This window comes from Streptomyces sp. NPDC001890, from assembly GCF_042891445.1.
Lineage (GTDB): Bacteria > Actinomycetota > Actinomycetes > Streptomycetales > Streptomycetaceae > Streptomyces.
The window spans coordinates 225647-250374 of sequence record NZ_JBIATE010000006.1; the positions used below are offsets into that span (position 1 = coordinate 225647).

Here is a 24728-nt window from a genome sequence, read left to right on the forward strand (position 1 = left end):
CGCACGGCCGGGCACGGGAGCAGGTGCCCCGGCGCAAGAGCGGGTGATATACACCAGATATGCCCCGTTTGCGCATTCCGCTCCCCGTGGTCACCGGGAGCGGAATGCGGCGTTCGGCAGACCATCTGGGGCGTGCGCTCTCCCCACGCGGCGCACTCGCCCTGCACAGGGTGGACGGCGCCTTCTCCTTCGCCCTGCGTGCCGCGCTGGCCATGGCGCTGCCGGCGCTGCCGATGGCCCTCGCAGGGCGGGCCGACCAGGCCGTGTACGCCATGCTGGGCTCCTTCACCACCACGTTCGGCCGCAACCTGCCCTACGGGCGTCGGGCCCGCACCCTCGCACTGGTCGCGGTGGCCATGACCGCCTGTGTGGGCTGCGGTTCGGCGCTCGCCACCTGGGCCCACCCGCGGGACGGGGGAGCGGGCGCCGCGGTGGTGGTCGCGGCCATGGCCGTGGTGGCCGGAGCCGCGAAGCTCGCCTGCGACGCGGCAGGTCTGAGCGGGCTGGGCGCCGTGCTGCTGCTCTTCTCCTTCGCCGTGGCGGCCAATGGCTCCCCGGCCCCCGCCGACGTACTCCCGCAGACCGCGCTGGCCGCGTCGGGTGCGGCCGTCGCCTGGGTGCTGGCCGTGGCGGGCTGGTTCGTGCACCCGGACCGTCCGCAGCGGCTCGCCGTCGCCGCGGCACTCCGCGAGCTCGCCGAGCTGGGCGGGGCGGCCGACGCGGGGCGCGGCGGGGGTCCCGGCAGGCACCGGGCGACCGCCGCCGTGCTCCAGGCGTACCGGACCCTCGGCGTCCTGCCCCCGACGGCCGCCGCGCGGGGCCCCCGGGGCGGCACCTGCCTGCGCCTCACCGACTTCTCCTGGTCGCTGCTCATCGGTTCCGCCCGCCGGACGCCCGGCGCACCCGCCGGTCTGGAGCGGCACCTGCGCCGCCAGGTCCGGCTGCTGGTGAGCCGTCGCCGCCGGGAACCGCGACTGCTGCCCGAGCTGTCGCTCCCACCCGCGACCGACCGGGCCGGCCCGGCCCCCGAGGCCGGTCCCGGGCCCGCCCCGGCCGGTCCCGCCGACGGGCGCGCCGCCGAGCTGCGCGCCGCGGAACTGGTGACGGGACGGCACCACGGCCGCCACGGCCACGGGCCGGTCCTGCTCGTGCCCGCCCTGCGGATGGCCCTCGGCACCGGCCTGGCGGGATGGACGGCCCTCCTGCTGGGCCTCGGCCACGGCTACTGGGCGGCGATCTCGGCCGCCGCGGTACTGCACTCGGTCAACGTCCGGACGGCGGCCCGGCGGGCGGTGCAGCGCACCCTGGGCACGGTCGCCGGGCTGCTGCTCGCGCTCGGCGTGCTCGCCGTGCACCCCGATCCCCTGGTGCTCGTCCTCGTGATCGTGCTGCTGGAGTTCCTGCTGGAGTACGTCGTGGCCCGCAACTACGGCCTCGGCGTCGTCTTCCTCACCCCGTTGGCGCTCCTGATGGCCGACCTGGCCGCGCCCTCACCCACCGGGGCCCTCGTCCTGGACCGGGCCCTGGGCAGCGTCCTCGGCATCGTCGTCGCGCTCGGCTGTGCGCTGCTGGTGGTCCATGACCACGCCGCGCTCCGGGCGGAACGCGCGCTGGCCGCGTGCACGCAGGCGTCCGAACACGCGGAGCACTTCCTGGACAACCGCCTGGAGGCGTCGTTCCCGGTCGTCCAGACCTACCTGGCGGCAGCGGTGGTGGAGCTGCGCGAGGCCGACGACGCGGCGGCGGGCGAGCTCTGGCCCGCCGAGATCGACCCCGCCGAACTCGCCGCCACGGAACAGCGGGCCTACCTGCTCCTGGAACGGTTCGTCCGGTGGCGGTGACGCGCGGCGACCCCGTGCACGGACGGCTCAGCCGGCCGCGGGGCCGATGGTGACATTGACGTGCTTCATGATCGGCTGGTCGCTCTGGGTGCTGTAGTCGCCGAGCGCGCACAGCACGTTCATCTCCGGCATGTAGCCGGCCGCGCAGCCCCGGGGGATGTCGTAGGGGATGGCGAGGTAGCCCTTGAGGGACCGCCGGCTGCCATCCCTGGCGGTGCTCGTGATGTCGACGGGGCCGAGGTCGGCGATGCCGCGTTCACGCATGTCGGCCCGGTTCATGAAGACGAGCGTGCGCAGGTTCTTGATGCCGCGGTAGCGGTCGTTGTCGGAGTAGATGGTGGTGTTCCACTGGTCGTGGGAGCGCATGGTGCCCAGGGCCAGCGTGCCGGGGGCGGGAACGACGTCGGGCAGGGCGGCGGTGGAGAACTCGGCGCGTCCGGACGGGGTCAGGAAGACCAGTTCACGGGCGGGCTGCTTGATCCGGAAGCCGAGCGGCAGGCGTACCCGGCGGTTGAAGTCCTCGAAGCCGTCGAGGGCCCGGGCCATGGTGTCGCGGATCCGGTCGTAGTCCTCGACGTACCAGTGCCAGGGCGTGTCGCTGTCGGGCAGCGCGGCCTGCGCCATGCCGGCGACGATGGCCGGCTCGGACAGCAGGTGCGGGGAGGCGGGGCGCTTCATGCCGATGGACAGGTGGACCATGCTCATCGAGTCCTCGACGGACGTGCTCTGGACGCCCTTGCGCTGATGGTCCTTCTCGGTACGGCCGAGGCACGGCAGGATCAGGGCCCGGCGACCGTGGACGAGATGGCTGCGGTTGAGCTTGGTGCTCACCTGGACGGTGAGTTCGCAGGTGCGCAGCGCCGCGTACGTGGCCGGGGTGTCGGGCGCCGCGAGGGCGAAGTTGCCGCCCATGCCGACGAACACCTTCACGTCGCCGCGCCGCATCGCCTTGATCGTGTTCACGGTGTCCAGGCCGTGCTCACGGGGCGGCTCGATCCCGCACACCTCGGCGAGGCGGTCCAGGAACGCGTCGCCGGGCCGGTGGTCGATGCCGCAGGTGCGGTTGCCCTGTACGTTGCTGTGCCCGCGTACGGGGGAGGGGCCCGCGCCCTCCCGCCCCAGGTTGCCGCGGAGCAGGAGCAGGTTGACGATCTCCCGGACGGTGTCGACACCGTGTTCGTGCTGGGTGAGCCCCAGGCACCAGCTGACGATGGAGCGGTCGGCCTCGCCGTACACCCGTGCCGCCTTGAGGATGTCGGCGCGGCTCAGCCCGGACTGGGTCTCGATCTCCTCCCACGACGTGGCCTCGCACAGCGCCCGGTACTCCTCGAAGCCCGAGGTGTGCCGGTCGATGAACTCCCGGTCCAGTGCCCTGGGATCGGATTCGGACTGCTCCAGCACCCACTTGGCCATGCCGCGCAGCAGCGCCATGTCGCCACCGATGCGCGGTTGCAGATTGAGGGTGCTGGTCCGGGTCGTCCTGAACAGGGCCATGTCCGTGAAGTCGTGGGGGACGATGGTGCGGGTGGCCGCCGCCTCGACGAGCGGGTTGATGTGCACGATCTGTGCGCCGCGGCGGTGTGCCTCGGCGAGGGAGGTGAGCATCCGGGGCGCGTTGGAAGCGGCGTTGACCCCCAGGATGAACAGCGCGTCGGCGGACTCCCAGTCCTTGAGGTCGACGGTGCCCTTGCCGGTGCCCAGGGACGCCTGAAGGGCGCGGCCACTGGCCTCGTGGCACATGTTGGAGCAGTCCGGCAGGTTGTTCGTGCCCAGCTCACGGGCCATCAGCTGGTAGAGGAAGGTGGCCTCGTTGCCGAGCCGGCCGGAGGTGTAGAACGACGCCTGATTCGGGTCGTCGAGCCCGCGCAGTGTGCTGCCGACCAGCTCGAAGGCGTCCTTCCAGCTGATCGGGACGTAGTGGTCCGACTCGGGGTCGTACACCATCGGTTCGGTCAGCCGGCCCTGGTTCTCCAGGTCGTAGTCGCTCCACCCGGACAGCTCGGTCACCGAATGGGCCGCGAAGAACTCGCGCCCGACCCGCTTGCGGGTCATCTCCCAGGTGACGTGCTTGATTCCGTTCTCGCAGATGTCCAGATGCAGGCCCTTGGTGTCGTCCGGCCACGCGCATCCCGGACAGTCGAACCCGGTGTTCTCGTGGTTCATCCGCATGATGGCCCGCGGACCGTCGACGAGAGCACCCTCGCGCACCAGGAAACCGGTCACGCTCTTCGCCGCGCCCCAGCCCGCCGCGGGGTGGTGGTAGGGGCGGAACTCCGGATCGGCCTCGGGGGCGGGACCGACCGCGGGTTCCAGTGGCTGCTGCTCGTCGTGGTCGGTGCTCAAGGTCTTCAACCCTTCCGCCGTTCGGGCGAGGTGGGGGGCGATCCCGAGAAGGAGTGCGATTCCGGACGGAACCGATCCTTTCGGGCAGGCTATCGGCGCCCGCGCCGGGCTGCACCCCGGCGCGGGCGCCGATAGCGTGGACGTACTCGTCCCGGCCGGGCACGGTGATCCGCCGAGCCATCGAGGTGGTCACCCCTGATGTCCAGGAAGCAGTGGCCGACGCTCTCCGCGGTGCCACGCCTCGTCGCCGCGGTGATCACCGGCGCGGCGGTCGGCGTGGTCACCGCCGTGCCGGCCAACGGGCCGCTGGGCGTCCTGACCGGAATCGCCGTGGCGGAGACGCTCTTCGTGGTGACGGGGTGGATGGTGCTGTGGCCCATGGACGCGGCCACCACCCACCGCAACGTCCGGCGCGAGGAGTTCCGGCCCGTCCTGGAGGAGCTGGCCGTCGTCGCCGCCTCCCTGTGCGGACTGGTCGGCATCGTGGTGCTGCTCCTGGTCGGCCATACGGACCTGAGTCATGCGGCGGCCGCGACGGCGCTCTGCGGTGTGTTCATGGCCTGGGCGTCGCTCCACCTGATGTACGCCACCCGTTACGCACACCTCTACTACGTGCCGTCCGAGGGCGGGATCGATTTCAACACGCAGGACCCGCCGAAGTACGTCGACTTCCTCTACTTCAGCTACAACCTCGGGATGACCTACCAGGTCTCCGACACCGGAGTCTCCAGCTCCGCCATCCGCGCGGTCGTCCTGCGGCACTGCCTGCTGTCCTACGTGTTCGGCGCGAGCATCCTGGCCACCACCATCAACCTCGTCGCCGGAATCGTCACCGGCTGATCCGGCCGGTCCGGTCCGCTCCTCACGGCTGCGCGCGGGCGAAGGACGGCATGCGGGCCTCGTGTTCGCTGTCGGAGCCGTTCACGCCCGACGGAATGATGACGATCCGGCCGTTCACGAACGCGTCGCCATGACGACGGACCGGCACCTATGCTCGGCAAGGATCAGAAGGCGGCCATGGACAGCGACAGGGAAAGCAGCGGCATGACACACGCGCACCGCCACAACACCCCTCGGCGGCCGGAGAAGTCGGCCGGTCCGCCCGTCACCACCACGGTCCGCCCCGCACCGGGCACCCGGACCGAGGATCCGCCCACCGCACTGGCGGCGCTTCAGGCCGGACCGGGCAATGCCGTGGTCGTCCAGATGCTCCGTGCGGCCGGCCACCCCTGGGCCCAGGAGCCACCCCCGTACCCGGCGGTGCAGCGGTCCACCGTCCACGACGTGCTGCGTACTCCGGGCCGGGCGCTGGACGAGGAGACCCGCACCGACATGGAGGCCCGCCTCGGCGCGGACTTCTCCGACGTCCGCATCCACACCGACGCCGCGGCGAGGGCCTCCGCCGCCGAGGTCGGCGCGCACGCGTACACCAGCGGCAACCACATCGTGTTCGGCACCGGCGGCGGCGACCCCCATACCCTCGCCCACGAACTCACCCACGTCATCCAGCAACGCCGGGGCGCCGTCGCGGGCACCGACCGGGGGGACGGCCTCAAGGTCAGCGACCCGTCCGACCGCTTCGAGCGCGAGGCCGAGGCGAGTGCCACGCACGCCATGGGACTCCGTACCACTGCCGGGGCAGCGGTCCAGCGGGCGGCAGGGCGTTCGGCTCCCCGGTCCGCGACCACGGCGGGGCCCGCGGCCGTACAGCGGAGGGCGACGCTCACCGGCCTCGACGTGGCAGCGAGCGCTGGGGCGTTCGGGGAGGGCCAGGTGAAGGAGGGCGGTGTCGGGACGGTGGCGCTCGTCCCCGCCCTGCTCAGGGAGGACCTGGACCTCTTCGCGATCGCCGACATGTACACCACGGGATTCGACGAGGGCGTCTCGCTCGTGGACAGATTCGCCCTGGTGATCGGGGTGAACTGCTGGCGCGCCCCGGGGACCGACCCGGAGAAGCTGCTGAGGAACAAGATCAGCAATTTCACGAGCCGTTGGGACGCCGACCGGTTCCGGGTCGAGATCATCGGCTTCACCTGGTCCGACCACCGCGTCACCTCCGCCACGGACATCGGCCAGGACACCATTCCGTACGGCGAGATAAGGGACCGGATCCAGCGCGACCCCAAGGTGGCCGAACTGGTGGAGAAGCTGAAGGAACGGGGCAGGGAACACGTCTACCTGCACATCGGCGACTCCGACACCCAGTCGTTCGCCACGGCGGCGGGGCCGCTCTTCTCCGCGGCCGACACCGCCCTCGGCACGGGGGAGACGGACCTCTTCAGCGGCGGCTACACGGCTCCCGCGAGCACCAGGGCCACCGCCGACGGCATCCTGATCTGGCACGCCGGCCAGGTGGACCAGGCCGTGCGGGACGCCATGGCCGCGTTGAACCCGAGTGCCGTCTACTACCCCGAGCCGAACACCTTCGTGAAGGTGAAGACGGAATGGGACATGTACCAGCTGGAGGACGGCATCTCCTTCGGAACCGGCAAGGAGGAGGGCGAGCAACTGGTGGAGTCGCTGCGTTCCCGGCGCACGGGCGCGACGCAGGGCTTCGACTCCCGGTACGCGATCACCACCGACATGGGCCGGATCGGCAAGAAGGTCGGCGGACACGAGCGCGGTGCGGCCGTCACCGGAGCCACCCTCGACAAGCTCTTCGATCTCACCCAGAGCCACGCCAGGCAGCAGGAGTGGCAGGACCGCGTCGCCGCGGCGTACGGACTGGACCCCCGGCAGAAGCTGGCCCTGGCCGACCTCGTCTACACGAAGGTGACCGACGTGGGTGTGCTCGGGAAGCTGGCGGACATGGACCTGGCCGCCGACGACACCAGGTACGCCGCAGGACTCAAGAAGAAGATCAAGGATGACGCGCAACTGAAGGGCCTCGACGCCGAGGTGGTGGACATGGCGGTCCGAAGCAGGATCGCACTGCTCCATGCCATGACCCGGGCCTGGCGGTCGCTGACCGAGCAATGACCGAATCGAGCCGGCGCCCGGGCGCCTCGCGGAGCCGCCCGCCACTCACCCGATACGGCGGCGTCCGCCTTGAAGCGAGGGGGCGGATACCGGACAGCGCTTAGACTCCGCGAATGGCGAAGTACTTCGACGTGCACCCCGAGAATCCTCAGCGGCGCACCATCAGCAGCGTTGCCGACAGCATCCGGTCCGGCGCCCTCGTCGCGTATCCGACGGACTCCTGCTACGCACTGGGATGCCAGCTGGGCAGCCGTGACGGGATCAGCAGGATCCGCTCGATCCGGAACCTCGACGACCGCCACCACTTCACGCTCGTCTGCCAGAACTTCGCCCAGCTGGGGCAGTTCGTGCAGGTCGACAACGACGTGTTCCGTGCGATCAAGGCCGCGACACCCGGCAGTTACACCTTCATCCTTCCCGCGACCAGAGAGGTGCCGCGCCAGCTGCTGCACCCGAAGAAGAAGACGGTCGGCGTACGGATCCCCGACCATGTGGTCACCCAGGCGCTGCTCGCCGAACTCGGGGAGCCGCTCCTGTCCAGCACCCTGCTCCTGCCCGACGAGGACGAGCCGATGACACAGGGCTGGGAGATCAAGGAACGCCTCGATCATGTGGTGGACGCCGTCGTCGACTCGGGCGACTGCGGCACCGAGCCGACCACCGTCATCGACTTCTCCGGCGGCGAACCCGAGATCGTCCGCCGGGGCGCCGGAGACGTCACACGGTTCGAATAGCCGCCCCGGCCGGATGCCGCGCCGTCTCCCCGGACGCCTCGTCGAAGCGCTTCAGCACCAGGCGCGCCACCTCGGGGTGCGCGCCCAGCGGGGCCGATACGAGGCAGCCGCCGGCTTCCTGCGCGCGGCGGGCGAAATGGCCCGGAGCCATCAGATGGCGGGCCACCGCCACCCGGCGATGACCCGCGGCCCGCAGGGCCCGCACCGCCTCGGCCGGCGACGGCGCGTTCGCGCAGAGGTAGGCGGCGAGCACCGGGCGCCCGAGCCGCTCCCGGAGCAGACCGGCCATCACCTCGGTGTCCGCACGGGCCGCCGGGTCGGTGGACCCGGCGGCCGCCAGTACGACGGCGTCGGGCCCGGACAATCCGTGGCCGCCCGCGCTCCGGCCCGCCTCCGCGAGCCGGTCGGCCAGGGCGGCGGCCAGCAACGGGTCCGGGCCGAGCGGTGCCGCCTGCCGGATGCCCGGGTGGGGCGCGGCGGCCCGGACGGCGGGCAGGTCCACCGTCACGTGGTGGCCGGTGTTCAGCAGCAGCGGCACCAGCACCACCGGACCGCGACGGGCGGCGAGCACCTGGGCCGGTGTCGGCGGCGCGAGGTCCAGGAAGGACAGCTCGGCCGTCAGACCGGGCCGCCGGGCACGTACCAGGTCGAGCAAGGCCCGGTAGGCGGCGATGCCCGCCCGGTCCCGGGTGCCGTGCGCCACGGCCAGCAGCGCCGGCGCCGTCTCGTCCCTCATGTCGCCGCCGCCAGGCTGTAGCCCCGCTTGGGGACCGTACGCACCAGCCGGGCGTGCCCGTCCAGCGCCCCGCGCAGCCGGGCGACCGCCGCCTCCACCGCGTGCTCGTCGGCCTGGCCGGTGACCCAGACGCGGCGCAGCAGCTCGGCCCGGCTGAGCACCCGCCCCGGCTGCTCGGCCAGCGCCCGCAGCACGGCCGCGAGCAGCGGCGGAAGCCGCACCGGCGGGCCGCCGTCGATCAGTACGGCGTTTCCCTGGAGCACCAAGGTGCTGGAACCGGCGCGTACTTCACGCCTGGCGTGCGCCGGCAGTGCGGCCTCGACGGTCCGCACCATGGCGCCGAGCCGCCCCCTCTCGGGGTGGAGCACGGCGACTTCGGCCTCCTCCAGCCGGCGGCCGCAGACCGGCCCCACGCAGACCGGCAGCACATCCTCCCGCAGCGCGGTCAACACCTCGTCGCCGAGCCCGAGTCCGGCCGCGGCGGCGAGGAAGGCGTCGATCGCGGGCGCGCTGGTGAAGGTGAGCGCGTGCAGTTCACGACGGACCGTCTGCTCGACCAGTCGGCGCAGCGGCGACGGATCGGGCGGCGGGCCCCAGCGATAGACCGGGATCGGGATCACCTCGGCGCCCCGCTCACGCAGCGCGGCGGAGAAGGCGTCCAGCGGCACTCCGTGCTCCTGCACGGCGATCCGTCTGCCCGGCAGCTCGCGCGCCAGCAGCCAGGTCAGCAGCGCGTCGGTGGTCTCGGTCACGGGGGAGTAGGTCTCGCTCAGGCCCCCGGCACGCACCGCACCGGTCGCCTTCGGGCCGCGCGTGAGCACCACGGCGTCCCGGCACACCTCGGCCAGCCGCGCGCCGTACCCCCAGCCGTCGGCCGCGCTCAGCCAGCCGCGCCAGCCGACCCCGGTGGTCGCCACCACATAGTCGAGCGGCCCGGTCAGACAGCGCGCGGTGGCCCGGCGCAGCGCCGCGTCGTCCTCCAGCGGGAGGATCCGCAGCGCGGGCGCCTCGACCACCGTGGCCCCGCGCCGGCGCAGCAGCGCGACGAGTTCCTCGCGCCGGCGTGCGGCGGTGACCCCGATGGTGAAGCCGACGAGCGGGCCCGCGGGCTGGGTGCTGTTCATGTCCTGAAGGTTCCGGCGGCGCTGTTTCGGTCACGTGTCACCCCCGTCACGTCGTCGTAAGCGGCAGGCCCCCTGACGTTACGCGAGGTTTCCGCCTGGTCACCCCGGGTCCGGCGGCCGGTGAAGGAGTCGTACCCCGGACGCAACAGGGCCGACCCGGCCGCGAAACGGCGGCCATCGACGCTCGGGGCATGACGACGACCGACACCCACTGCCCGTACTGCTCGTTGCAGTGCGGCATGCGCCTGCGGGCGGCGCAGGACGGCGGCGAGGCGCAGGTACTGGAACGCCCCGACTTCCCCGTCAACCGCGGCGCGCTGTGCGGCAAGGGCCGGTCGGCCACCGCGGTGCTCGGCGCCGGGGTCCGGCTGACCGCGCCGCTGGTACGCGACGTGCGGGGCGGCGAGCTGCGCGAGGCCTCCTGGGGCGAGGCCCTCGACCGGGTGGCCTCCGGGCTGGCGGCGGCCGGCCGGCGCCACGGGCGGGACGCGGTCGCGGTCTTCGGCGGCGGCGGACTCACCAACGAGAAGGCCTACCTGCTCGGCAAGTTCGCCCGGGTGGTGCTCCGTACCCCGAACATCGACTACAACGGCCGGTTCTGCATGTCCTCGGCGGCCGCCGCGCACCGGATCGCCTTCGGCCTGGACCGCGGACTGCCCTTCCCGATGGCCGACATCGCCACCACGGGCTGCGTGATCCTGGTCGGCGCGAACCCGGCCGACACCATGCCCCCCGCCCTGCGCCACTTCAGCGAACTCCGCGCCAACGGAGGCACGCTGATCGTGGTGGATCCGCGGCGCACCCGTACCGCCGAACAGGCCGACCTGCACCTGCAACCCGTCCCCGGCACCGATCTGGCGCTCGCGCTGGGCCTGCTGCACCTGGCCATCGCCGACCGCAGGGTGGACGAGGGCTTCGTCGCCGGGCGCACCACCGGCTTCGAGGCGGCCCGCACCGCGGCGACGGCGCACTGGCCGGAACGGGTGGAAGCCCTCACCGGCGTGCCGGTGCACCAACTCCGCGAGGCCCTGCGGCTCTTCGCCGACGCCGCCACCGGCATGGTGCTCACCGCACGCGGCTCCGAGCAGCACAGCAAGGGGACGGACACCGTCGGCGCCTGGATCAACCTCTGCCTGGCGCTCGGCAAGGCCGGCCGGCCCGGCTCCGGCTACGGCTGCCTGACCGGGCAGGGCAACGGACAGGGCGGGCGGGAACACGGCCAGAAGGCCGACCAGCTGCCCGGCTACCGCTCGATCACGGACCCCGCCGCCCGCGCGCACATCGCGGACATCTGGGGCGTGGACCCCGACGACCTGCCGGGCGCGGGCCGCTCGGCCTACGAGCTGCTGGACGGTCTGGGCACGGCGGGCGGCGCCCGGGCACTGCTGGTGATGGGCTCCAACCCGGTGGTCTCCGCGCCGAACGCCGCCCATGTCACCGAGCGGCTGCGGGCCCTGGACTTCCTCGCGGTCAGCGACCTGGTGCTCTCCGAGACCGCGCACCTCGCCGACGTGGTGCTGCCCGCGGCGCAGTGGGCGGAGGAGACCGGCACGACCACCAACCTGGAGGGCCGGGTGATCCTGCGCCGGGCGGCACTGACCCCGCCGCCGGGCGTCCGCACCGACCTGCACATCCTGCACGAACTGGCCGCCCGGCTCGGCGTGGACGACGGCTTCCCCGAGCAGGCCGAGGAGGCCTTCCAAGAACTCCGCCGCGCCTCGGCCGGAGGACCGGCCGACTACGCCGGGATCAGCTACCCGCGGATCCGGGCCGAGAACGGGGTCTTCTGGCCCTGCCCCGACGCGGAGCACCCCGGCACACCCAGGCTGTTCCTGGACCGCTTCGCCACCCCGGACGGCCGGGCCCGCTTCGCCCCGGTCACCCACCGCCCGGCCGCCGAGGAACCCGACCGGGAGTACCCGCTCCACCTCACGACCGGGCGGGTCCTCTCCCAGTACCAGAGCGGCGCCCAGACCCGCCGGGTGCCCGAGCTGAACCGGGCGGCGCCCGGCCCGTTCGTGGAACTCCACCCGCAGCTGGCGGCGCGGCTCGGCGTGGCCGAGGGGGAGCCGCTCAGGGTCACCAGCCGGCGCGGCCGCGCGGTCGCCCCCGCCCGGGTGACCGCGGCGATCCGGCCCGACACCGTCTTCATGCCGTTCCACTGGGCGGGCGCCGGGCGGGCCAACACGCTCACCAACCCGGCCCTCGACCCGGTCTCCGGGATGCCCGAGTTCAAGGTCTGCGCCGTGCGGGTGGAGCGGATCCGATGAGCCGCCGGATCGCGGTGGCCGGTGCCGGGATGGCGGCCGCCAGGTTCGCGCAGCAGTACCGGGCGCACGGCGGCGAAGCGGAAGTGGTGCTGTACGGGGCCGAGCCGCGCGGCCCGTACAACCGGGTGCTGCTGGCCGATGTGCTGACCGGGCGGCACGACCCGGAGGCGATCGCGCTGCCCCAGGGTGCCGGCACGATCGTGCGCAGCGGCTGCGAAGTGGTCGGCCTGGACCCGGTGGAACGTCGGCTGAGGCTGTCCGGGGACGAGTCGGCCGGCTACGACGAACTGGTCCTGGCCACCGGTGCCAACCCCGTACTGCCGCCCCTGCGCGGCCTGTTCGAACCCCATGGACGGAAGGACGGGCACAGGGCCGGGCTGAAGGAAGGTGTGCACGCCTTCCGTACCCTGGCCGACTGCGCCCGCCTCGCCGAGGAAGCCGCCGCAGCCGAACGCGCCGTCGTGATCGGCGGCGGGGTGCTCGGGGTGAGCGCCGCCCGCGCACTGGCCGCGCTCGGCCTTCCGGTGGAGATCGTCCACCAGGCCCCGTACCTGATCGAACGCCACCTCGACGAGCGGGCCGGGAACGCACTGCGCGCCCACCTCGCCGCGCTGGGCGTGGAGACCTACCCGGGCAACCGGGCCCGTGCCCTGCGCGGCGGAGCGCGCGTCACCGGCGTCGAACTGGCCGGCGGATACCTGCTGGAAGCGGACCTGGTGGTGCTCGCCTGCGGGGTCCGCCCGCGCACCGGCCTGGCGGAGGCGGCCGGGATCACGGTACGCAAGGGTGTGGTGGTGGACGACCGGCTGGCGGCCTCCGCGCCCGGGGTGTACGCGATCGGCGACTGCGCCGAACACCGGGGCACCGTCCACGGACTGGCCGGCCCCGCCTGGGAGCAGGCCGATCTGCTCGCGGCCCGGCTGGCGGGCGCGGACGGGGACGCGCGCTACACCGGCTCGCGCCCGATGACCCGGCTCACCGCGGGGACCCTGGAGTACGCGGCCTTCGGCGAGGTGGGCGAGGACGTCCCCGGCACCGACGTGCTGCGCCTGGTCGACCCGACGCGTGGCTCGTACAAGAAGCTCGTGCTCCGCGGCGACCGGCTCGTCGGCGGCATCCTGCTCGGCGACCTGGCCGCGGCCGGCGATCTGGCCCGCGCCTACGAGCGCGACGACCCGCTGCCCGAGGACCCCCTCGACCTGCTCGCCCCCACCATCCGATGACCCCCCGTGACATCACCCGAGGAGACCGTCCGTGATCGAGAAATCCCTGGTCCTGGTCGGCCACGGCATGGTCGGACAGCGCTTCCTGGAAGCCCTGCACGAGCAGCCGGCGACCACCGAGCAGACACACCGCTGGCGCGTCACCGTGCTCGCCGAGGAACCCCGCCCCGCCTACGACCGGGTCCATCTCACCAGTTGGTTCTCCGGCACGTCGGCGGAGGAACTGACCCTGTGCCCGCCGGGGTTCATCGAGCGGCACGGCATCGAGCTGCGTCTGGCCGACCCGGCCACCGCGATCGACCGGGAGGCCCGTACCGTCACCACCCGCAGCGGCGACGTACTGCGCTACGACGCCCTGGTGCTGGCCACCGGCTCCTACCCGTTCGTGCCGCCGGTGCCCGGCCACGACGCCACCGGCTGCCATGTCTACCGGACCATCGAGGACCTGGAGGCGATCACCGCGAGCGCGGGCCGGGCCGCGGTCGGCGCGGTGGTCGGCGGCGGGCTCCTCGGCCTGGAGGCGGCCGGGGCGCTGCGGGCCATGGGCCTGGAGACCCATGTGGTGGAGTTCGCACCCCGGCTGATGGCCCTCCAGGTGGACGACGGCGGCGGCGCGGTGCTCCGGCGCAAGATCGAGGACCTCGGAGTCCAGGTCCACACCGGGGCCGGCACGCAGCGGATCGACACCGACGAGCACGGCCGGGTCCGCACCATGGCGCTCTCCGACGGCACCCGCCTCGCCGTCGACCTGGTGGTCTTCTCGGCCGGTGTGCGCCCGCGCGACCAGCTGGCCCGCGACTGCGGGCTGCCGGTGGGCGAACGCGGCGGGATCGTGGTGGACGAGCACTGCCGCACGGCCGACCCGCACATCCGGGCGATCGGTGAGTGCGCGCTCGCCGCCGACGGCCGGGTCTACGGCCTGGTCGCCCCCGGCTATGCGATGGCCGACACGGTGGCCCGCGAACTCACCGGCACCACCGCCGGGTTCACCGGGGCCGACACCTCCACCAAGCTCAAGCTGCTGGGTGTGGACGTGGCCAGCTTCGGCGACGCGCTGGGCACCACCGAAGGCGCTCTGGAAGTGCTCTATGCCAACAGCAGGGCCGGAATCTACAAGAAGCTGGTCGTCGGCCCGGACGGCCGGCTGCTCGGCGGAGTGCTGGTCGGCGACGCCGACTCGTACGCCGTACTCCGCCCGCTCGCCGCGAGCCGCTCCCGACTGCCGGCGCCGGCGGAACAACTGCTGCTCCCGGCCGCTCCGGACGGCCGGGGGAGCGGCCCGCCGGTACTGCCGGACGAGGCGGTGGTCTGCTCCTGTCACAACGTCAGCAAGGGGGCCGTCAGGGCGGCCGTTTCGGAACAGGGCATGCGTACCGTCCCCGAGGTCAAGAAGTGCACCAAGGCCGGTACCGGATGCGGCAGTTGCGTCGAACTGCTGGGCTCCGTCGTGGCCGATGAGCTGGCGGCGGGCGGGCACGAGGTGGCCCGGGGCCTGTGCGAACACTTCACCCGCACCCGAGCGGAGCTCTACGAGATCGTCCGCGTCAAGGGCATCACCGGCTTCTCCCGGCTGATCGACGAACACGGCAACGGCGAGGGCTGCGACATCTGCAAACCCACCGTCGCCTCGATCCTGGCCGCCCTCGGCAACGGCCACGTCCTGGACGGCGAACAGGCCGCACTCCAGGACACCAACGACCACTTCCTGGCCAATCTCCAGCGCAACGGCTCCTACTCCGTGGTGCCCCGGATCCCCGGCGGCGAGATCACCGCCGAAGGGCTCATCACCATCGGCGAGATCGCCCGCGACCACGGCCTCTACACCAAGATCACCGGCGGCCAGCGGATCGATCTCTTCGGCGCCACCGTCGACCAGCTGCCGGGGATCTGGCGCCGCCTGGTGGACGCCGGATTCGAGTCCGGCCACGCCTACGGAAAGGCCCTGCGCACGGTCAAGTCCTGTGTCGGGCAGTCCTGGTGCCGCTACGGCGTCCAGGACTCGGTGGCCCTGGCGATCGAACTGGAACTGCGCTACCGGGGCCTGCGGGCACCGCACAAACTCAAGTCCGCGGTGTCCGGCTGCGCCCGCGAGTGCGCGGAGGCGCAGAGCAAGGACTTCGGGGTGATCGCCACGTCGGAGGGGTGGAACCTCTACGTCGGCGGCAACGGCGGAACGACCCCGCGCCACGCCGATCTGCTGGCGGCCGGCCTGGACCACGACACCCTGATCCGCACCATCGACCGGTTCCTGATGTTCTACATCCGCACCGCCGACCGCCTGGAGCGCACCGCCCCCTGGCTGGAACGCCTGGAGGGCGGCCTCGACCACCTGCGCGCCGTCGTCCTGGACGACTCGCTCGGCATCTGCGCGGACCTCGACGAACTGATGGCACGGCACGTCGAGACGTACGAGGACGAGTGGGCGGCGACCCTGGCCGACCCCGAGCGGGTACGCCGCTTCGTCTCCTTCGCCAACGCCCCGGGAACGCCCGACCCCACCGTGCGCTTCGTCCACGAACGCGACGGGATCCGCCCGGCCCGCCCCGACGAGGACGGGTTCCCCCTCACTCCGGCCCTGATCGCCGGCCCGGCCCTGGAGGTACGCACACGATGAACGGGACCACCCCCGACACGAACACCACCCCCGGAACGAGCGCCACCCCCGACACGAACACCGAACCCGTGATGGAGATCGAACCCGTGGTGGAGATCGACGACGGGCGGACCTGGACGCCGGTGTGCCGGTACCGGGATCTGGACCCGGGACGCGGGATCGCGGTGCTGGTCGGCCCGCGGGACGAGCAGGTCGCGCTCTTCCGCGAGCGCGGCGGCACGGTGCACGCACTGGCCAACCGCGACCCGTTCAGCGGCGCCCACGTCATCTCCCGGGGGCTGCTCGGCAGCCGGCTCGGGGTGCCCGTGGTGATCTCGCCGATGTTCAAGCATGCCTTCGAACTGCGCACCGGACGCTCGCTGGACGAGCCGCACACCCCCGACGGCATCCCCGCCGACCTGCGCGTCTGGCCCGTGCGTGTGGTCGCGGGCACCCCTGCGGAGGTGAACCGATGAGCACCACCACCACCGCAGGCGTCACCACCGGCCGCACCGGCTCCCGGCGGATCGAGGACTGGGATCCCGAGGACAGCGAATTCTGGACCCTGGCAGGCGCCCGGATCGCCCGCCGCAACCTGGTCCACTCGGTCCTGAGCGAACACATCGGCTTCTCCGTCTGGAGCCTGTGGTCGGTACTGGTCCTCTTCCTCGGCCCCGAGTACCACATCGACGCGGCCGGGAAGTTCACCCTCACCGCGCTGCCCACCGCACTCGGAGCGGTGCTGCGGATCCCGTACACCGTCGCCGTGGCGCGCTTCGGCGGCCGCAACTGGACCGTGTTCAGCGCTCTGTTGCTGCTCGTGCCGACCGTCCTGGCCGGGATCGTGCTCAAGCCCGGGGTCTCGTACGGCACGCTGCTCGCGGTGGCCGCCGTGGCCGGGGTCGGCGGCGGCAACTTCGCCTCCTCGATGGCCAACATCAACGCCTTCTACCCCCAGCGCCTCAAGGGCTGGGCACTGGGGGTGAACGCCGGCGGCGGCAATCTCGGCGTTCCGGCCGTACAGCTGCTCGGCCTCCTGGTGCTGGCCACCGCGGGCGCCGGCCACCCACGGCTGCTGATCCTCGTCTACCTGCCGCTGATCGTGCTGGTGGCGCTCGGCGCGGCGCTGCGGATGGACAACCTCGCGACCGCACGCGGCGAGCGCGGCGCCATGCGCGAGGTGCTGGGGAACACGCACGGCCGGGTGATGTCGCTGCTCTACATCGGTACCTTCGGCTCGTTCATCGGCTTCGGCTTCGCCTTCGGACAGGTCCTCCAGGTCCAGTTCCACCAGCAGTTCGACACCCCGGCGAAGGCGGCGGCCCTCACCTTCCTCGGGCCACTGCTCGGCTCGCTCTCCCGCCCGCTGGGCGGTCTCCTGGCGGACCGCCACGGTGGCGCCCGGGTCACCTTCTGGACCTTCGCAGCCATGGCACTGGGCGCGGGCGCGGTGCTGGAGGCGTCACGGCAGCACTCCCTGACGCTGTTCCTCGGCGGGTTCGTCGCGCTCTTCGTCCTCAGCGGGGCGGGGAACGGCTCGACGTACAAGATGATCCCGGCGATCTTCCGGGCCACGGCACGGGCGGAGGTCGCGCAGGGGGTCCCGCAGGCCGAGGCCGAGCGACGCTCACGGCGCCGTACCACGGCCCTGATCGGAGCGGCGGGGGCCATCGGCGCCTTCGGCGGAGTACTGGTCAACCTGGCCTTCCGGCAGTCCTTCCTGGAGACGGGGAACGGGCAGGCGGCGTACGTGGCGTTCCTCGGGTACTACGGTCTGTGCCTGGTGGTGACCTGGACCTGCTATCTGCGCCGGTCCGAGGGCCGGCTGCCCGGCGTATGACCGGGGCCCGGGCGCATACTGGGAGGAGCCGCACGATGGGAGGACGTCATGATCGTCCTCGGTGTCATTCTGCTGCTCATCGGCCTGGTGGCCGGAATCTCGATCCTGTGGACCATCGGGATCGTGCTCGTCGTGATCGGCGCCGTCCTGTGGATCCTGGGCGCCGTCGGGCACGCGGTGGGCGGCCGGCGCCACTACTGGTAGTGCTGCCGTGCCGACCGCCCGGTGCGCGGGTCGAAGCCCCGGCGCCATCGGCTCCGTACGGACCGGGCGCGTGCTCAGGCCCGGAAGGCCGCGGCGAACACGGCCGGCATCCGTGCCCAGGACGGCCGCTGCGCCAGCCGGGTGAGCCGGCGGCCCGTCAGAGCGGCGCTGCGCGCGGTGACGAACCACGGCGGCTTCGGGAACAGCGCGAACTCGCCGCCCGCGACCGACCTCGGGAAGGGCCGGAACGGCCCCCGGACGACGGTGCGTTCCGGTGCGTCGATCAGCAGGGCGTTGTGCACGACGCCGGTCCCGCTGCCGGCGTCCGCGACGGTGTGGCCGGGGAAGGCGCCCCACGGCGCCGTCGCGGTGAGGAAGCCGAGCGCCGTCCAGGCGTTGACGGCGACCGTCCCGTACCGCAGCTCCGCCACCGCACGGTCCAACGACCGGCCCAGGCGCTTCATGGTGGCCGGGTCGATCACGATGTTCGCCCCGAGCGTGCCGAACAGGTCCCGGTTGGCCCGCTCGACGGCCCGGTCCAGGAACTCGGAGCCCAGGCCCGGCAGGGTGAGGACGCCGAGCACGGGCGCGAAGTACTCGGTCGTCTCCACCGCCGCCCCCGGGCTCTCGTCGCCGCCGAGCTCGACCAGCAGACGTGACCCCGCCGCGCCCTGCCACTCGGCACCCGGATGGCTGTGCGCCGCGTCGGCCAGCCGGTCGGCGCTGTCCGGATACCAGGCGGGCCGGGCCGGGGCCGTCCGCAGGGCGTCCCGGAGATGCCCGAGAAAGGCCTCGCGCTGCGGCCAGTCGCCGCTGACCACGACCACTTGCGAGGCGATGCAGTTGTGGCCGCTGTTGTGCAGCCGCTGGGTCGCGATGTGTTCGGCCTGGTAGCGGAGATCGGCGGTGCTCCACGCGCCCGGGACCACGATCACCGGGGAGACGCCGCCGAGTTCGCTCGTCATGGGCTTGTCGAGCAGCGGGGTGCCGGCGGCCTTGCGGGCCCGGCCCTCCTCGCCCGGTCCGAAGGCGACGACGTCATGGGTGGCGAGGGCGCCGGTGATGTGGACGTGCGCGACGTCCGGATGGTGGGCGAGGTAGCCGCCGACGTCGCCCCCTCCGGTGACGATGCGCAGGACACCGTGGTCGACGAGCGGTGCGAGCGCGCGCCGCAGGACCGGTTCGAGCTCGCCCAGCACCGGATTGAGCTTCAGTACGACGACCCGGTTGTGCGCGACCAGTTCGTACAGCACGTCGAGTGGCGCGATGGAAGTGATGTTGCCTGCGCCGAGGACGAGACCGATGCCCGAAGTGCGCTCCGGGTGCAGCGCGCCGAGGCCCGCCCGGCGCCGCACCGTGTCCGCGTCGACCCGGGGCGGCATCCACACCTCGGCGCTGAAGCCGTTCATGAGCAGCCGGTCCCGCGCGGTGAGCGGAAGGACCGGCACACTCACCCGGCCGCCCGGCGCCTGCCCGAACTTCGCACCGTCGAGCGGGCCGTGGCCCGACGCGATGGTCCGCAGCGTGCGGGCGAGCGCGTCCAGGGAGGTCAGCAGCGCGTACGGACCGGAGAGCCACTCCTCACCGACGAGCGGCGAGTCGTCCGGCAGCAGCTTGATCCGGCTCGCGATCCGTACCCAGTTCTCGGCCTCGGCGCAGACCGCCGCGTGGACCCGGGTCAGCAGGGCGCCCCGCTCGGCCAGGGACGTCGCGGCCCAACGCCGTTCACCCTCCGCGAGTTCGGCCAGCACCGTGTCGAGTCCGGGTGTGTCCCCGGTCGTCGTCCCGGTGCTGCCTTCGGGTGCTGCGGCAGTCATGGTGCTCTCCCTCGATCGCGACCGCACGGACAGGCGCCGTGCTGCGGAGTTGGTCCGTGGCACAAGGTTCTTCGGACCACACCAAGATGACGGAGATCCGAACGGCCCACCATGGGCGGGCACCGCAAGATCCGCCGAACTGTACTGTGCGGCCGCACAATTCGACCGTGGACGGGGCGGGTACGGTGGGGGCATGCGCGACACCACGGGCTGCGGCCCCGTCTTCGCCGGGATCCTCGCCTCCGTCGGCGAACTCACCGACGTGACCGTCCGGAAGATCGCCGCGGACGAGTCCGGTTACACCGCGAGCCCGTTCCCGCCCGATCTGCTCCGCGACCTCGTCCACGCCAACATCGAGGCCCTTCTGCGCAAGGAGACCGGCGGCCCCGACGTCTGCGAGGAGACGGCCCGGCGGGCCGGGCGGACCAAGGCCGAACACGGCGTCCCGCTCCCGGCGCTGCTGCATGCCTTCCGGCTCGGCGGCATGGAGATCTGGGAGCGTGCGATAGCCCGAGCCACGCCCGGCGAGCAGGCCGACGCGCTGCTGCGCCGCTCCACCCACTTCTGGGCCGTCCTGGACCGCTGCTCCACCGCCGCGACCGAGGCCTACCGCGAGGTCGCCGACGACCGGGAACAGCAGGAGCAGGTGGCGCGACGGGTCACGCTGCTCCGTGTCTTCGAGGGGTCCGACGACGTACGGTTCGGCAGCGCCGCGGGCGTCCAACGCGCTCTGGGCCTGCCGGAACGGGCCTCGTTCCACGTCGTGGCGGGCGAACTCGGGCGCGACGGCGAGGACCCGCTCCCCAAGATCGCCGCCCGGCTGGCCGACATCGACGTGGCATCCGCGTGGACCACCGAACTGGGCGAGCGGCTGGGCCTGGTCGCCCCGGCCGGCGAGGCCGCGGCCGCCGCGGTGCTCCGGACCGTACGGCAGACGGCGACCGCCCGGGTGGGCGTGAGCCGGCCGTTCACCACGCTCGCCGCGGCGCCCGAAGCGGTGCGCCAGGCACGGATCGCCCTGGAGTGCGTGGCCCCGGCAGGGACCGGCGTCCACTGCTACGGAAGCGCCCCGATCGACGCCCTCGTCGCGGCCCACGCCGAGTCCGCGGCCGAGCTCGGCGAGAACGTGCTCGGGCCGCTGCTCTCCGGCGACGGCGGCGACGCGGCCCTGCTCGACACCCTGGACGCGTGGTTCGCCGCGGACGGCTCGACCGCCGAGGCGGCACGCCGGCTCCACTGCCACCGCAACACGGTGCTGTACCGGATCGCCCGTATCACCGAGCTGACGGGCCGCGCCCCGACCCGCCCGGTCGACGCCGCCGAGCTCTATGTCGCCCTGCGGGCGCGGCGCCTGACCGGCGACACCCGCTGAGGGGCTGTCCGGCCGCAGCCGCGAACAGGGCCCGGCGAACCGCCCCGACCGGCCCCGCACTTTCGGGATACCATTTCCGGCGGGGATCACCCTGCCCTTCGTCGACCCGCTCCTGTGGGAGGACCGGCCGGTCCGCGGACCGGGGCGGGGCGTCGGACGAGGAGGGGTGCGTTGTCGCAGAAGGAGCCGGTGGAGGCATCGGCGTGGTTCGAACCGGGGGAACCGCGGGCGGCGGCGGGTGCCGGCAAGGCACTGGCCTCGTTGCGCAGCAGCCCGGGTTTCCGCCTGCTGTGGGTCTCCAACCTGTTCTTCTACGGCGGCGCGTGGACCCAGACGTTCGTCATGGGCTGGCTCGTGTTCGACGCCACCGGGTCCGAGTTCCTGCTCGCCGTGTTCACCGCCGTACGGCTCGCCCCCATGCTCCTGGGGCCCTTCGCCGGAGTGCTCTGCGACCGCTACGACCGGGTGCGGGAACGGCCGCGGCGGAACGTGTCCGCCGCGGCCGTACCGGTCGTCACCGACCCCGATCGGATCTGGATCGGACCCGGATCAGACCTGGAGTTCGCCGTCCCGGACCACCACGCGTCCACCGGCCACCACCAGTTGCCGGCGCGGCGCGCGGACCAGGGCGTCCTGGACGTTCTCGGCGTCCACGAGCACGATGTCCGCACGTGCCCCCGCGACGATGTCGTGGCTGTCTCGGTGCACGAAGCCCGCCGCGCGCGTGGTGGCCAGCTCCACCGCGTACGCGAGCTCCTCGTCGGTGCGCAGGCCGTGCAGCCGGGCGAAGTCGAGCGCGACGCGAAGGATGTCGCCGTCCCCGTACGGCGACCACAGGTCCCGGATCCCGTCGGTGCCGAGGCCGATCGCGACACCGCGGTCCCGCATCCCGCGCCAGGGCAGCGGCGCGGTGCGGACCGGGGCCACGGTCGCCCAGGAGACACCGGCCTCCTCACAGGCTTCGAGCACCCGCTGCTGCCGGTCCGCCGGAAGCTCGCCCAGGGCGAAGCCGTGCGAGACCGTCACCTTGTTCTGCAGCCCCGCGCGCAGGGTGCGCTGGGCGATGAGCTCGATCTGGAAGGCGCCGAGCTCACCTCCGTCGTGCAGGTGGATGTCGAGCCCGACGCCGCGTCGCTCCGCGATGTCGAAGAGGCCGTCGAGCTGCGCCACCGGGTCGCGGTCGATCGAAGCGGGGTCGAGGCCGCCGATGGAGGTGGCCCCGGCCCCGGCCGCCTTGTCGAGGAGTTCCAGCACGCCGGGACGGCGCATCACACCGTCCTGCGGGAACGCGACGATCTCCACCTCGATCGCGCCGCCGAACCCGGCCACCGCCTCGCGGACCACCTCGATGCCGCGCAGCCCGACACCGAGGTCGACGTCCACGTGGCTGCGTACCGCCGTCGTGCCATGGCGGAGGAACTCGCCCAGCGTGGCGGTGGTCGAGGACGTGCCCGGGATACCGAGTCCGTCACGCTCCGCGCGCTCGTGGGAAATGCGCCCCTGGGTCGTGGCCTCGCCACCGTAGGAGACCCACGGCTTTCCCCACCAGCTCTTGTCGAGGTGGGCGTGCGCGTTGATGAAGCCGGGCAGGGCGAGAAGGCCGCCGCCGTCCAGGCGCTCGCCCTCGTCGACCGCCGTTCCGGCGGGCACTACGGAGAGGATCTCGGCGCCGGACAGCACGATGTCCGCGGGCGCCGAACCCCAGGGGCGGACGTTCGTCAGTATCACATGAGCCATGCAGTTATGGTATACCGAATGGATTCGGGTCAGCCGGCCTGTCGGCGGGGAGCGGCGCCGCGCCGGCCCGTGAAGGCGAGCGGCAGCGTGGCGAGGCAGAGCACGGCCGTGGCCAGGAGCGCCAGGGAGAACGAGGCCCCCGTCGCCAGGTAGCCGACGAGGAGGGCGCCCACTCCCGTACCACCGTCGAAACCGATGTTCCACACGGCGCTCGCGACGCCGCTGGACCGGCTGTCGACGGCGGCGAAGGCGTCGACCAGGGTCAGGTTCTGGAGCCCGCCGTAGCTGATCCCGACCAGGGCCATCCCGGCGAGCAGCGGCACCAGGGCCGTCGCCTCCGGCTCGGCCACCGCCCAGGCCGTCAGGGCGAGTCCGGCCGCCGTGACGATCACGAGCGGCCAGCGGAACGGCTCCGTCCCGTACCGGTCGGCCAGCGCGCCGAACCGCCAGCGGGAGACGGCCGCCGTTCCCGTCAGGAGCAGCAGCCCGGCCGTCGTCGCGGTGGAGTCCCCGCTCATCTGCGGGGCGAAGGTGATCAGGGCGCCGCCGGCCGTGGTGACGCCGAGCAGGAGCAGCATCGGCCGCAGCAGCGGAAGGTACACGGCGCGCCTGTCCGGCGCGGCGGCCCGGTCGGGCTCGCTCTCGGCCCCGGCCGGCTGTCCGTCCAGCCGGCGGGCCAGCCGGAGCGCGGGCACCACGCCGAGCAGGGGCAGCGCGCCGATGGCGAACACGACCTCGAAGCCCAGGTTCTGCGCGGCCCACGGCGCGGTCGACACCAGGATGAACTGGGGCCCCGCGATCGCCAGACCGTACGCACCGATCGCCTGCCCGCGCCGCGCGGGTTCGACGAGTTCGGCGACGGCACCGGCGCCGCAGACCGTGAGCACCCCGAACCCGAGTCCGCGCACCGCGGCGAGCGCGAGCACCGCGCCGAGCTGCGCGGTCAGCAGGTGCAGGAGCGCGGGAACGCCGAGCAGGACCATCCCGCAGACCAGGGTGGTCCGCCAGCCCACGCGGCGTATCGCCGTCGGGACCAGGGTCTGGGCGAGCACGGTGCAGAGCATCAGGACCGCGTTGACCGAACCGGCGCCGGCGGCATCGGCCCCGCCGTGCACGGCCCAGAGCGGTGCGGTGGGCAGCAGCACCGCGAACCCCGCGAACCCTGTCGCCGTCATGAGCAGCAGCGCGGGCATGCCCGGTGCGTTCCTGACCGATTCCCGGGCGGCGCTTTCCGCCGGAGCGTTCCTCACTGGCTGCTGCCTCCGTGGCGCCGTCGACGGACCGGCCGTCGCGGCCGGCCGGCATGCGAAGGAGGGCGGCAACAGGGGCCGCCCACGCGCGTAAATGGTATACCGAATACCGCTCGACTGTTAGCCTGGTGCTATGAGCACAATGAACGATCCGCAGTCTGTCACAGCAAAAGACCGCGAGTTCCTCCGTCGTTGCGTCGATCTCGCGCGTGAGGCCCTCGCGGCCGGTGACGAGCCGTTCGGCTCGCTGCTCGTGGACGAGCACGGCACGGTCCGGTTCGAGGACCGCAACCGGGTCCAGGGCGGCGACGCGACCCGCCACCCGGAGTTCGAGATCGCGCGCTGGGCGGCCGAGAACATGTCCCCGCAGGAGCGGAGCGCCGGCGTGGTCTACACGTCCGGCGAGCACTGCCCGATGTGCAGCGCGGCCCACGCCTGGGTCGGCCTCGGCCGCATCGTGTACGCGTCCGGCTGCGACCAACTCGTGGAGTGGCGCCGGAGTTGGGGCTTCGACGCGGGGCCGGTCGCGGCCCTCCCCATCAACGCCGTCGCTCCGGGCATCCCGGTGGCAGGCCCCGATCCGGAGCTCGCCGACGAGGTCCGCGCCCTGCACGCCCGGATGCTGGGCGTGGCCACCGACGGCTGAGGGTTCTTTCCCGGGTTTC

General features: G+C 73.0%; 18 protein-coding genes. 12 read left to right on the top strand and 6 right to left on the bottom strand.

What is annotated here, in order from left to right:
- Nucleotides 1–104 precede the first annotated feature (104 nt).
- Nucleotides 105–1841 (top strand): FUSC family protein, encoded by a 1737-nt coding sequence (locus tag ACFYY1_RS19100; RefSeq protein ID WP_388586684.1) that lies wholly within the window; start codon nt 105–107, stop codon nt 1839–1841.
- Nucleotides 1842–1868: 27 nt separating this feature from the next.
- Here the strand turns inward: ACFYY1_RS19100 and ACFYY1_RS19105 are convergent, their stop codons facing one another.
- On the bottom strand, nt 1869–4184 hold the full coding sequence (locus tag ACFYY1_RS19105) for an FdhF/YdeP family oxidoreductase (protein ID WP_388586687.1): 2316 nt from the start codon (nt 4182–4184) through the stop codon (nt 1869–1871).
- Nucleotides 4185–4382: 198 nt separating this feature from the next.
- On the opposite strand from ACFYY1_RS19105, the gene ACFYY1_RS19110 reads away from it, so the two are divergent.
- From ACFYY1_RS19110 to ACFYY1_RS19120, 3 genes are all read left to right on the top strand, one after another.
- A complete protein-coding gene (locus ACFYY1_RS19110; protein WP_388586690.1) occupies nt 4383–5024 on the top strand; it encodes a DUF1345 domain-containing protein in 642 nt (213 codons plus the stop codon).
- A gap of 177 nt (nt 5025–5201) precedes the next feature.
- Nucleotides 5202–7163 (top strand): DUF4157 domain-containing protein, encoded by a 1962-nt coding sequence (locus tag ACFYY1_RS19115; RefSeq protein WP_388586693.1) that lies wholly within the window; start codon nt 5202–5204, stop codon nt 7161–7163.
- Nucleotides 7164–7276: 113 nt separating this feature from the next.
- A complete protein-coding gene (locus ACFYY1_RS19120; RefSeq protein WP_388586696.1) occupies nt 7277–7897 on the top strand; it encodes an L-threonylcarbamoyladenylate synthase in 621 nt (206 codons plus the stop codon).
- On the opposite strand, the gene ACFYY1_RS19125 is transcribed toward ACFYY1_RS19120, so the two are convergent.
- Both ACFYY1_RS19125 and ACFYY1_RS19130 read right to left on the bottom strand, forming a co-directional pair.
- On the bottom strand, nt 7881–8633 hold the full coding sequence (locus ACFYY1_RS19125) for a sirohydrochlorin chelatase (protein WP_388586699.1): 753 nt from the start codon (nt 8631–8633) through the stop codon (nt 7881–7883). The two genes, ACFYY1_RS19120 and ACFYY1_RS19125, sit on opposite strands and share 17 nt — an antisense overlap.
- Nucleotides 8630–9757: a uroporphyrinogen-III synthase gene (locus tag ACFYY1_RS19130; RefSeq protein ID WP_388586702.1), complete on the bottom strand. Its 1128-nt coding sequence runs from the start codon at nt 9755–9757 to the stop codon at nt 8630–8632. Before ACFYY1_RS19130 ends, ACFYY1_RS19125 begins: the two co-directional genes overlap by 4 nt.
- A 191-nt stretch (nt 9758–9948) precedes the next feature.
- Here ACFYY1_RS19130 and ACFYY1_RS19135 point away from each other — a divergent pair, with 191 nt between their 5' ends.
- Genes ACFYY1_RS19135 through ACFYY1_RS19160 form a run of 6 tightly spaced genes read left to right on the top strand, consistent with a single transcriptional unit; the run spans nt 9949 to nt 17887 of the window.
- Nucleotides 9949–12027, top strand: a complete 2079-nt coding sequence (locus ACFYY1_RS19135) for a molybdopterin oxidoreductase family protein (protein ID WP_388586705.1) — start codon at nt 9949–9951, stop codon at nt 12025–12027.
- A complete protein-coding gene (locus ACFYY1_RS19140) occupies nt 12024–13250 on the top strand; it encodes an NAD(P)/FAD-dependent oxidoreductase (RefSeq protein WP_388586708.1) in 1227 nt (408 codons plus the stop codon). Before ACFYY1_RS19135 ends, ACFYY1_RS19140 begins: the two co-directional genes overlap by 4 nt.
- Before the next feature lie 31 nt (nt 13251–13281).
- On the top strand, nt 13282–15864 hold the full coding sequence (gene nirB / locus ACFYY1_RS19145) for a nitrite reductase large subunit NirB (RefSeq protein WP_388586711.1): 2583 nt from the start codon (nt 13282–13284) through the stop codon (nt 15862–15864).
- Nucleotides 15861–16319 (top strand): nitrite reductase (NAD(P)H) small subunit family protein, encoded by a 459-nt coding sequence (locus tag ACFYY1_RS19150; protein WP_388586714.1) that lies wholly within the window; start codon nt 15861–15863, stop codon nt 16317–16319. Before nirB ends, ACFYY1_RS19150 begins: the two co-directional genes overlap by 4 nt.
- Nucleotides 16316–17683 (top strand): MFS transporter, encoded by a 1368-nt coding sequence (locus tag ACFYY1_RS19155; RefSeq protein ID WP_388586717.1) that lies wholly within the window; start codon nt 16316–16318, stop codon nt 17681–17683. The genes ACFYY1_RS19150 and ACFYY1_RS19155 overlap by 4 nt, the downstream gene beginning before the upstream one ends.
- A gap of 48 nt (nt 17684–17731) precedes the next feature.
- Nucleotides 17732–17887, top strand: coding sequence for a DUF6131 family protein (locus ACFYY1_RS19160; protein WP_266735132.1), 156 nt, complete (start codon nt 17732–17734; stop codon nt 17885–17887).
- 74 nt (nt 17888–17961) lie between these two features.
- On the opposite strand, the gene ACFYY1_RS19165 is transcribed toward ACFYY1_RS19160, so the two are convergent.
- A complete protein-coding gene (locus ACFYY1_RS19165; protein WP_388586720.1) occupies nt 17962–19704 on the bottom strand; it encodes an aldehyde dehydrogenase family protein in 1743 nt (580 codons plus the stop codon).
- 193 nt (nt 19705–19897) lie between these two features.
- Here ACFYY1_RS19165 and ACFYY1_RS19170 point away from each other — a divergent pair, with 193 nt between their 5' ends.
- Nucleotides 19898–21076, top strand: a complete 1179-nt coding sequence (locus ACFYY1_RS19170) for a PucR family transcriptional regulator (RefSeq protein ID WP_388586723.1) — start codon at nt 19898–19900, stop codon at nt 21074–21076.
- A 549-nt stretch (nt 21077–21625) separates the two neighbouring features.
- Here ACFYY1_RS19170 and ACFYY1_RS19175 read toward each other — a convergent pair.
- Nucleotides 21626–22813: an amidohydrolase gene (locus ACFYY1_RS19175; RefSeq protein WP_388586726.1), complete on the bottom strand. Its 1188-nt coding sequence runs from the start codon at nt 22811–22813 to the stop codon at nt 21626–21628.
- 29 nt (nt 22814–22842) lie between these two features.
- A complete protein-coding gene (locus ACFYY1_RS19180) occupies nt 22843–24006 on the bottom strand; it encodes an MFS transporter (RefSeq protein WP_388586729.1) in 1164 nt (387 codons plus the stop codon).
- Between the two features lie 190 nt (nt 24007–24196).
- Between ACFYY1_RS19180 and ACFYY1_RS19185 the strand changes: the two genes are divergently transcribed.
- On the top strand, nt 24197–24709 hold the full coding sequence (locus ACFYY1_RS19185; protein WP_388586732.1) for a nucleoside deaminase: 513 nt from the start codon (nt 24197–24199) through the stop codon (nt 24707–24709).
- The last annotated feature ends 19 nt before the right edge of the window (nt 24710–24728 follow it).